The sequence below is a fragment of the Nonomuraea fuscirosea genome, assembly GCF_003001935.1.
Taxonomy (GTDB): Bacteria; Actinomycetota; Actinomycetes; order Streptosporangiales; family Streptosporangiaceae; genus Nonomuraea; species Nonomuraea fuscirosea.
Genome location: NZ_PVNG01000069.1, coordinates 1 through 6,753 on the forward strand (window position 1 = coordinate 1; position 6,753 = coordinate 6,753).

Here is a 6,753-nt window from a genome sequence, read left to right on the forward strand (position 1 = left end):
CCGACGTTGGCGCGTCGGTCATGTCTTGAGGACTCACATGATCATCGGGAAGGTACACCCCTTCCCGACCGATCCACAGGTCTCAAGCATTGCTCCAGCCTTCGCCGTCACAGGACAGTCACACAGCCCGAGGATTCCATCCGTCTGTGGACTCGGGACTACCGTCCCCGAACCCCTGCATGGCGTGAGCATCGCCTGCCCAGCGGGTGCGCGGGCTTATGCCGAGCAGGGCAGGCGATGCTCACGCACCGAACAACGGATTGGCCGCCGTCTCAGCTGTGGGTGGAGTGCTGGGCCTCACTCTGAGCGAGCCGGTAGGAGCGAGTGCCGGTGTCGATCATGGCGGCGTTGCAGGTAAGGCGGTCGACGATCGCGGCGCAGAGCCGCGGCTCGGTGAAGGTCTTGGTCCAGCCGGCGAAGGACTCGTTGGAGGCGATGGCAACGCTGGCGCGCTAAGACGTCGGCGCCCTCCCTCGAGCGATGGACTTCTGCATCTGAAGAGATCAATGGCAGCGAGCTGACCCGAAAATTCGACCTTCATGTGGGCAGGTGGCAGCGAACCCCGAGCGGTGATAAGCGAGAGCGGCTCGCGGTGGGTTGTGGTCAGGCTGTCTCGGGTTCGACGAGGACGGCTTTGCCGTGGGGGATGATGATCTTCTGGCCGGTCGGGGCCTGGAGCTGGCTGGCCAGGCTGCGGGCGCGGCGGTCTTTATTGATGCGAGTGCCGTCGTAGTCGGCGCCCAGGTCGCGGAAGTGCGCCTGGGGGTCGGACAGCAGCTGGTAGACGACGGTGAGCACGGAGTTTCCGGCAGCGACCAGGGCCTTGGATTTGCCGCGGCGGCGGGCGATGCGGCGGTAGCGCTCGCCGAGGAAGGTGTCAGCCTTGCTGACGGAGAAGACGATGCGGGCGAGTGTGCCGGCTAACCAGCGGTTGCCCTTGCCGCGGCCCTTGCCCTTCTTGCGGCCCGCCGACTCGTGCGTCTGGGGGCAGAACTTGGACCAGGACACCAGGTGCGCGGCGGTGGGGAAGCGGCTCATCTCGACACCGATGTCGGCGATGAGCTCCTGGGCGGCCACCGTGCCCACTCCGGTGATTTCATCGAGCTGGGCCGCCTGACCGAGAAAGGGCTTATGACCTGCTCGATCTCGGCATCCAGCAGGCTGGCCTGTTCGGTCAGCCGGTCGATGTTGGCCAGCATGATGCGCAGCAGCACCGCGTGGTGATCGGTGAAGAACCCGCGCAATGCCTCCTACAGGAGGGGAATCTTGCTGCGCATGCCGCCTCGGGCCATGCCGGCCAGTACCTTGGGATCGCGCTGGCCGTCGATCAACGCCCGCAGCATCTGCCGGCCGGACACTCCGAAGATGTCGCTGATCACTGATGACAGCTTGACCTGGGTGTCCTCCAGCAGCTTTTCGATCCGCTGCATCTCCCGGGTGCGGTTGTCGATCAGCGAGGGCCGGTAGCGGGTGAGGTCGCGTAGTTACGGATCGGCGCGGGGCTGCACCAGCGAGGGTCGGCACATGCCTCGCTCGGCCACTTCGGCCAGCCACACCGCATCGGCCCGGTCGGTCTTGGCCCGGCCCGGCACGTTCTTCACCTGCCGGGCATTGACCAGCCAGGGGTCGAAGCCCTCGGCCTCCAGCAGCCAAAACACCCCTTTCCAGTAGTCGGAGGTGCTGTCCATCACCACCCGTGACACGCTCTGGCAGCGCAGCCAGTCGGCCAGTTCCAGCGGCGCAGCCGTGGTGGTGGCGTACGCGCGGACCTCCTGCAACCGCCGGCCGGGCCGCTCCTTGTGTGGCACCCGCACGCACGCCTCCAGCCCGGCCATGCCCAGGTCCAGGGCTGCGACCCGTTCCACGTACAGATCCTGCTCATCAACCTCTTGCACGGCACCCTCCCCTCCCATCGACATGAGTGACGTCGGCGGGTCACCCGCGGGAGCCAGCGGGGATAGAAAGAGGCGGACCCTCGTCCTCGTGGCAACACTGCGCGGCCCCTGAAGCAGCTCCCAGCAATCAAACTAAGTACCGGCCTCACCCGCGCCATAGACAAACCGACGTCGGCGGGCGACCCGCGCCCATTTTCCCGCCCGAGCGGCGTCCCGGCAGGGACGAGGGAACCAATTAGCACTCGGTGGTTCGCCTCCTCGCGGCAGCGAGGCGGTGCCAGCGCCGAGCAAAGCTCCGGAGCCGTCCCGCCAGGTGTCCTCGCTGAGGCCGTACCGCGCCGGGCTGGGTGTCAAAGTTCAGTTCCGCCGGGCCGAGGATAGGTCGAATCCGTCCTCAGGAGGAACCCGACCGCGCCGACGTGACCGCCAGCGCCGAACCGGCATCCATCGGGCGGCTACGACCTGCGATCGAGACAGTACTTCCGCTGTCTGGGGCGGCCAAGACGTACAGAATCAGCGAAGCCGGCCGCACCCCGGCAAGATCGTCCTCCATGTGGTGAAACGACCGCTCAGCCCGCCCGCCCGCTCAAGGATCAGTGCTGAACGCCGGATTCGACTGGCAGCCAACAAGCGATTTATGGCAAAAGAAGCGCTGTCGTCAAGTCTGGTGTCCACATACGATTGCCGCGACTACCCCTGATGCCTCAAATCACCCCGGTGCCGTCGGGCGCTTCTCCGGCAGTGAAGGGCCGCCGGCTCGCCGACGGGCACGCCGGGCCTTCACGAACCCCCATTGTCGAGCGGCCCATGGGAGTTGTGGCCGTGCAAAGTCAATGAAGCTCCTCGAAAAGCGCGGGCACGTTGCCTTGCCTTGACAACGGGCAGCACGCGGCATATCGCGATCGGCCCAGATTCAACCTCACCGCTGTGTGGCAAGTTCGACCGCATCCACATCTGGAACTGATCTGCGAACGGTCGTTGCGACAAGGAGAGAATGATGAGGACACGACGCCGCCTCCGGGCGCGGATCCTGGGTGGGTTATTCTGCGCTGGGCTCGTCGTTTCCGGCACCGGAGCGCCGGTCAACGCCGCCACCACGGAAAACACCGTGACAGCCGCCTCGGACCCTGGATTACCGGGCACCCAGACCGATTCTCCTCAGGCGCTGGACGTTCTAGATCAGCGCGATCTTCGGCCGTCCGGGTCGTTCTCGTGGCGGACCACCGCGCGCAACGTGCACGCGTACGTCCTCGGTGACAAGATCGCCACGACGCACGTCACGTTCGGCGGCCGGGCCGTCAACGGGCCCGACTTCACAGGCGATTCCCAGTGCTCTCCCTTCGACAACTGGGGTACCGGCCTGGCCAGCGCCGTGGGAGGCACCAGGCATGGCGTGGCCAAGGAGGTGCGGATCGTCGGGGTCCGCATTATGGCGTGCGCCAACACCACCCCGCAACGCCTCGTCCAAGGCCTGGACTGGGTGACCGCGAACGCCGTCAAACCGGCGGTGGCCGTCCTGAACGTCACCGCCGCTGCCGACCCCGCCATCGACGCCGCCGCGCTGCGTCTCATCCACAGCGGCGTCAGCCTGGTCACCGACTCCGGCACCAGTTCCTCCAGCGACTCGGACTCCACGAAGGTCTCACCCGCCCACCTCCCCGAAGCCATCACCGTCGGTCGCACCTGGGGAGACACCATCGAACCCGCGATCACCCGCACCGGGCGCAACGTCGACCTGTTCGCCTGGTTCTCCACCATGGCCGTCGGCGGCGGCAGTGACGAATACTCGCCCACCCTGAATTCCGCCGGCTTGGCCGCCGGAGCCGCTGCACTCATCCTGGCCGGACAACCGGCCTGGACCCCCGCCCAAGTGCACGAGGCACTCGTGGGCAACGCCACCCCCGGCCTGATTCGCAACCCCTCGCGCGGAGCCCCGAACCTCATGCTGCATGTCAGCCCGTGAAGCCCCCAAACCCAACGGCTCAGCAGCCTTCCCCCCTCCCACCGCCATGCGCAAGGGTCGTCCTGCCGCAGGGGAGCACGTTCTCATGGCGTCAGACCCCGGCCCGATCGGAGGCGAAGCGCCCCCAGCAGTGACTCCCTCGAATCCGCCTGGAGGAACCACCGTGACATCTGGCACCTACCGGCTTTTATCCCGCGTCATTCCCGTCATTGCGGCATTCGTCGCCGCCGTGCTCATCGCTCCGCTCGGCGCGTACGCTCAGCAGTCGGCTGACGACGTGACGCTCGCCGCTCCACCCTTCCAGCTCCCCGTGCCCTGCGGCCAACGGTGGACGACCTCCACTCACGGCGGGCACGCCAGTCAGTTCATGCTCGACATGATCTCGGTCAGCGGCGCGACGGCGGGCGCACCCGCCCTGGCCTCCGCTGCCGGCACCGTGGTGACCTCCACCTTCTTCAGCGACGCGGGCAACACTATCGTCATTGATCACGGAGGCGGCTGGGTGACTCGCTACCTCCATCTGGCGAGCCGGGCGGTCGGGGTCGGCGCCGTGGTGGGGCGGGGCCAGCAGATCGGCGCCGTCGGAAGCACCGGCAGTGCGACGACCGGGGCGCATCTGCACTTCGAGCAGCGGCTGAACGGGGCCGTCGTGCAGGCGGTGGTCGACGGGCACGCCGTTCCCGTGACCTGGTCCTACCATCAGCACGTCGAGACCAGCAACAACTGCGGCGGAGGCGCGCCCGGCCGCTACTGGGTGGACACCTTCGCCGACGCGCCCGGGCACTCCACGCCGGGCGGCACCCGGACCGGGACTCTGCTGCGGGGCACGAACTACGTCTACTGCCGGACGTGGGGACCCGTCGTGCAGGTTGGCAGCAACTTCAATCACTGGTGGCTGAAGACGGACCTGGACTCGGGCAACCCGTGGCAGAACCAGTGGGTGTCGGCCTACTACCTGTCGCGCTGGGGCAACGACCAGGCCAAGGACAACAACGGCAACGACATTCCCGACTGCACGTGAGGAGTGCGAATCGTTCAGCGTGAATGACCGTACAGTTTCGGCAGGGGTGAATGGCTCCGAGAAGCGAGCACAGGTCCCACAGGCAGATGAAGGGACCCATCCTGGTTCACCTGTCGGCGGCAGCCTGGTGATCTCCCGGTCGGCCACCTCGATCGTGGCTCTCTTCCGGCGAGATCCTCTGCCGGTTGGAGATGGTGCCAGGCTCCGCGGCGTGAGTCATCGCCATGCGGGAGGATCAGTCTTGACCAGCGTCTGCAGTAGGTCGCTTAGCGTCGTCTGCTCGGGCGCGGCGAGCGCAGCCAGAGGAGAGACCCGCGAAATGAACTGCGGCCGAGCGTGAGCTGGTTGAAATCTCAAGCCGAGAGCACGTGCGCTTCCGATGATATCCAGCGCGGTTGCGGTCTTGGCTGGCCCCGGTTGGGTCTTTCTCCACCCGTGCCCGCAGTCGCTCATTCTCCTCGGCCTTGCTCTTGCGCGTCTTCCGGGCCAAACAGCTTCGCGCCAGCGCGTTCAACGCCCGGAGTGTCGGGGCCCCTGGGTTGCTTGACGGTGGGGAACGACATACCCCCCACGGCGGGGCAACACACCCTGGCCCCCGGGCCCGTCGCCACGTGGGAGGCCTGGGCGCCCGCCAGCCTGTCATCCGGCGTGAACGAGCGCCGCCTCGGCTAATGGGAGTTACCGATCGAGGGCTGTCACGCTTGGCCCCTCATCATCATCAGCGGAATGTCCGCGAAGGCCGGCCACAGTCAAAAAAGCTCCTGTTCTCGCCCCTTGAATCACAGAAGACTACTTCGTCCCTAGTCTCGCGAGAGGTTGACAGAGAGGGTAGTACGAGAGCCGTGAGACCATGGAGCCCCCACGAAGAGCAACTAACATGATCAGTCATGACAACAATCGCGAGATAGGAAAGCTAATGACTACCGGACTGCCACAAGGTGATCTACGCCTCCTGGATACTGATCTAGCGCGCCAGATGTTGACTTCGAATCTGTACGCGCGCTTGGGCCTCATCTGGACCGATGGGAGGCCGAGAGTCGTCCCAACGTGGTTCCACTGGACAGGTGAGGAGGTCGTGATGACTACGTATCTGGCCGGCCCTGAGCTCGGCGTGCGTCATCCTGCCCGTCGAGTGGCGGTACTCCGCGCGAACCCGGATGTCGACATCAGTATTGGAACCGATGAAATTCAACCACGGGCCATCTCGATTCGCGGACGCGCCAGCATAACCGAGGTCGACGGCGTAGCGGATGAGTATGCCCTGGCTGCAAAGCGCTATCTCGGAGAGGAGGCCGCCGCGTCGCTTCTCCAATCCGCGGCGCGACCGGGAACTAGACAGGCACGCATTGCCGTACGTCCTACCTGGGTGGGGCTATTGGACTTCGAGACCCGCCTGCCCAGTCCTCTCGGGGGCGTCCTATGACTCTGACCTGCTGACGCGTCAGGCCCCGTTCGCCCTACTGACGATCGTCCAAGGCAGGGGTAGTCGATGTTGCTGTTGTATAGCGGCATCCTGCTCCAGGTCGGGGGGGGAAGCCCGACCTCAGCTCCGGCTCACGCAGGATCGTGTGCCGGAGCGCATGTTACCGGGCGGTACGCGGGCGTCCTGGTGCCGGCCCTCACGGCTCAGCCACTCGCCGCAGATCAGGTAGGCGCGGTCGAGAATCAGTTCGGCTGTGGCGTCAGCTCGTTGCTCCGACAGTCCCAGCGGTGCGGCCAGCGGCAAACCACCGTTCCCGACCTGCCGCGCCTCAGGCTGGACCTGATCGAGGTGACTTCAGAGGGCATTTGATTTGAGCAGATTGCGGCTTGTGCCCTAGTAGGTGCCTCGCCAGGTTGGAGTGGTCTCGTCCGTTATGCGCTTGGTGAGGTTG

At 66.0% G+C, this 6,753-nt stretch carries 8 protein-coding genes; 3 read left to right on the forward strand and 5 right to left on the reverse strand.

Annotation, left to right across the window (positions count from 1 at the left end):
* Positions 1-272: 272 nt before the first annotated feature.
* From B0I32_RS55925 to B0I32_RS59495, 5 genes are all read right to left on the reverse strand, one after another.
* Positions 273-437 (reverse strand): ATP-binding protein, encoded by a 165-nt coding sequence (locus B0I32_RS55925; protein WP_106253640.1) that lies wholly within the window; start codon positions 435-437, stop codon positions 273-275.
* A 166-nt stretch (positions 438-603) separates the two neighbouring features.
* The gene (locus B0I32_RS59480; protein WP_219912569.1) at positions 604-1,086 is read right to left on the reverse strand and encodes a transposase; all 483 of its coding nucleotides are present in this window, start codon (positions 1,084-1,086) and stop codon (positions 604-606) included.
* Entirely contained in the window at positions 1,035-1,244 is a 210-nt protein-coding gene (locus B0I32_RS59485) for a hypothetical protein (RefSeq protein WP_219912570.1), read from the reverse strand. The genes B0I32_RS59480 and B0I32_RS59485 overlap by 52 nt, the downstream gene beginning before the upstream one ends.
* 6 nt (positions 1,245-1,250) lie before the next feature.
* Positions 1,251-1,430 carry a hypothetical protein gene (locus tag B0I32_RS59490; RefSeq protein WP_219912571.1) on the reverse strand — a complete coding sequence of 60 codons (180 nt, stop codon included), beginning with the start codon at positions 1,428-1,430 and terminating at the stop codon, positions 1,251-1,253.
* Between the two features lie 54 nt (positions 1,431-1,484).
* A complete protein-coding gene (locus B0I32_RS59495) occupies positions 1,485-1,895 on the reverse strand; it encodes an IS110 family transposase (protein ID WP_219912572.1) in 411 nt (136 codons plus the stop codon).
* Positions 1,896-3,129: 1,234 nt separating this feature from the next.
* Here B0I32_RS59495 and B0I32_RS55935 point away from each other — a divergent pair.
* The 3 genes from B0I32_RS55935 to B0I32_RS55945 all read left to right on the forward strand — a co-directional run bounded on the left by B0I32_RS55935 (position 3,130) and on the right by B0I32_RS55945 (position 6,302).
* Positions 3,130-3,858 (forward strand): S8 family serine peptidase, encoded by a 729-nt coding sequence (locus B0I32_RS55935; protein ID WP_181308965.1) that lies wholly within the window; start codon positions 3,130-3,132, stop codon positions 3,856-3,858.
* Positions 3,859-4,021: 163 nt separating this feature from the next.
* Positions 4,022-4,879 (forward strand): M23 family metallopeptidase, encoded by an 858-nt coding sequence (locus B0I32_RS55940; protein WP_245956736.1) that lies wholly within the window; start codon positions 4,022-4,024, stop codon positions 4,877-4,879.
* Positions 4,880-5,855: 976 nt separating this feature from the next.
* Complete coding sequence (locus tag B0I32_RS55945) at positions 5,856-6,302, forward strand: pyridoxamine 5'-phosphate oxidase family protein (RefSeq protein ID WP_245956737.1); 447 nt, start codon at positions 5,856-5,858, stop codon at positions 6,300-6,302.
* Positions 6,303-6,753: the final 451 nt, after the last annotated feature.

Coding starts and splice junctions, on each gene's coding strand:
- B0I32_RS59490 (WP_219912571.1), bottom strand. CDS start 1,430: ATGCAGCGGATCGAAAAGCTGCTGGAGGACACCCAGGTCAAGCTGTCA.
- B0I32_RS55945 (WP_245956737.1), top strand. CDS start 5,856: ATGTTGACTTCGAATCTGTACGCGCGCTTGGGCCTCATCTGGACCGAT.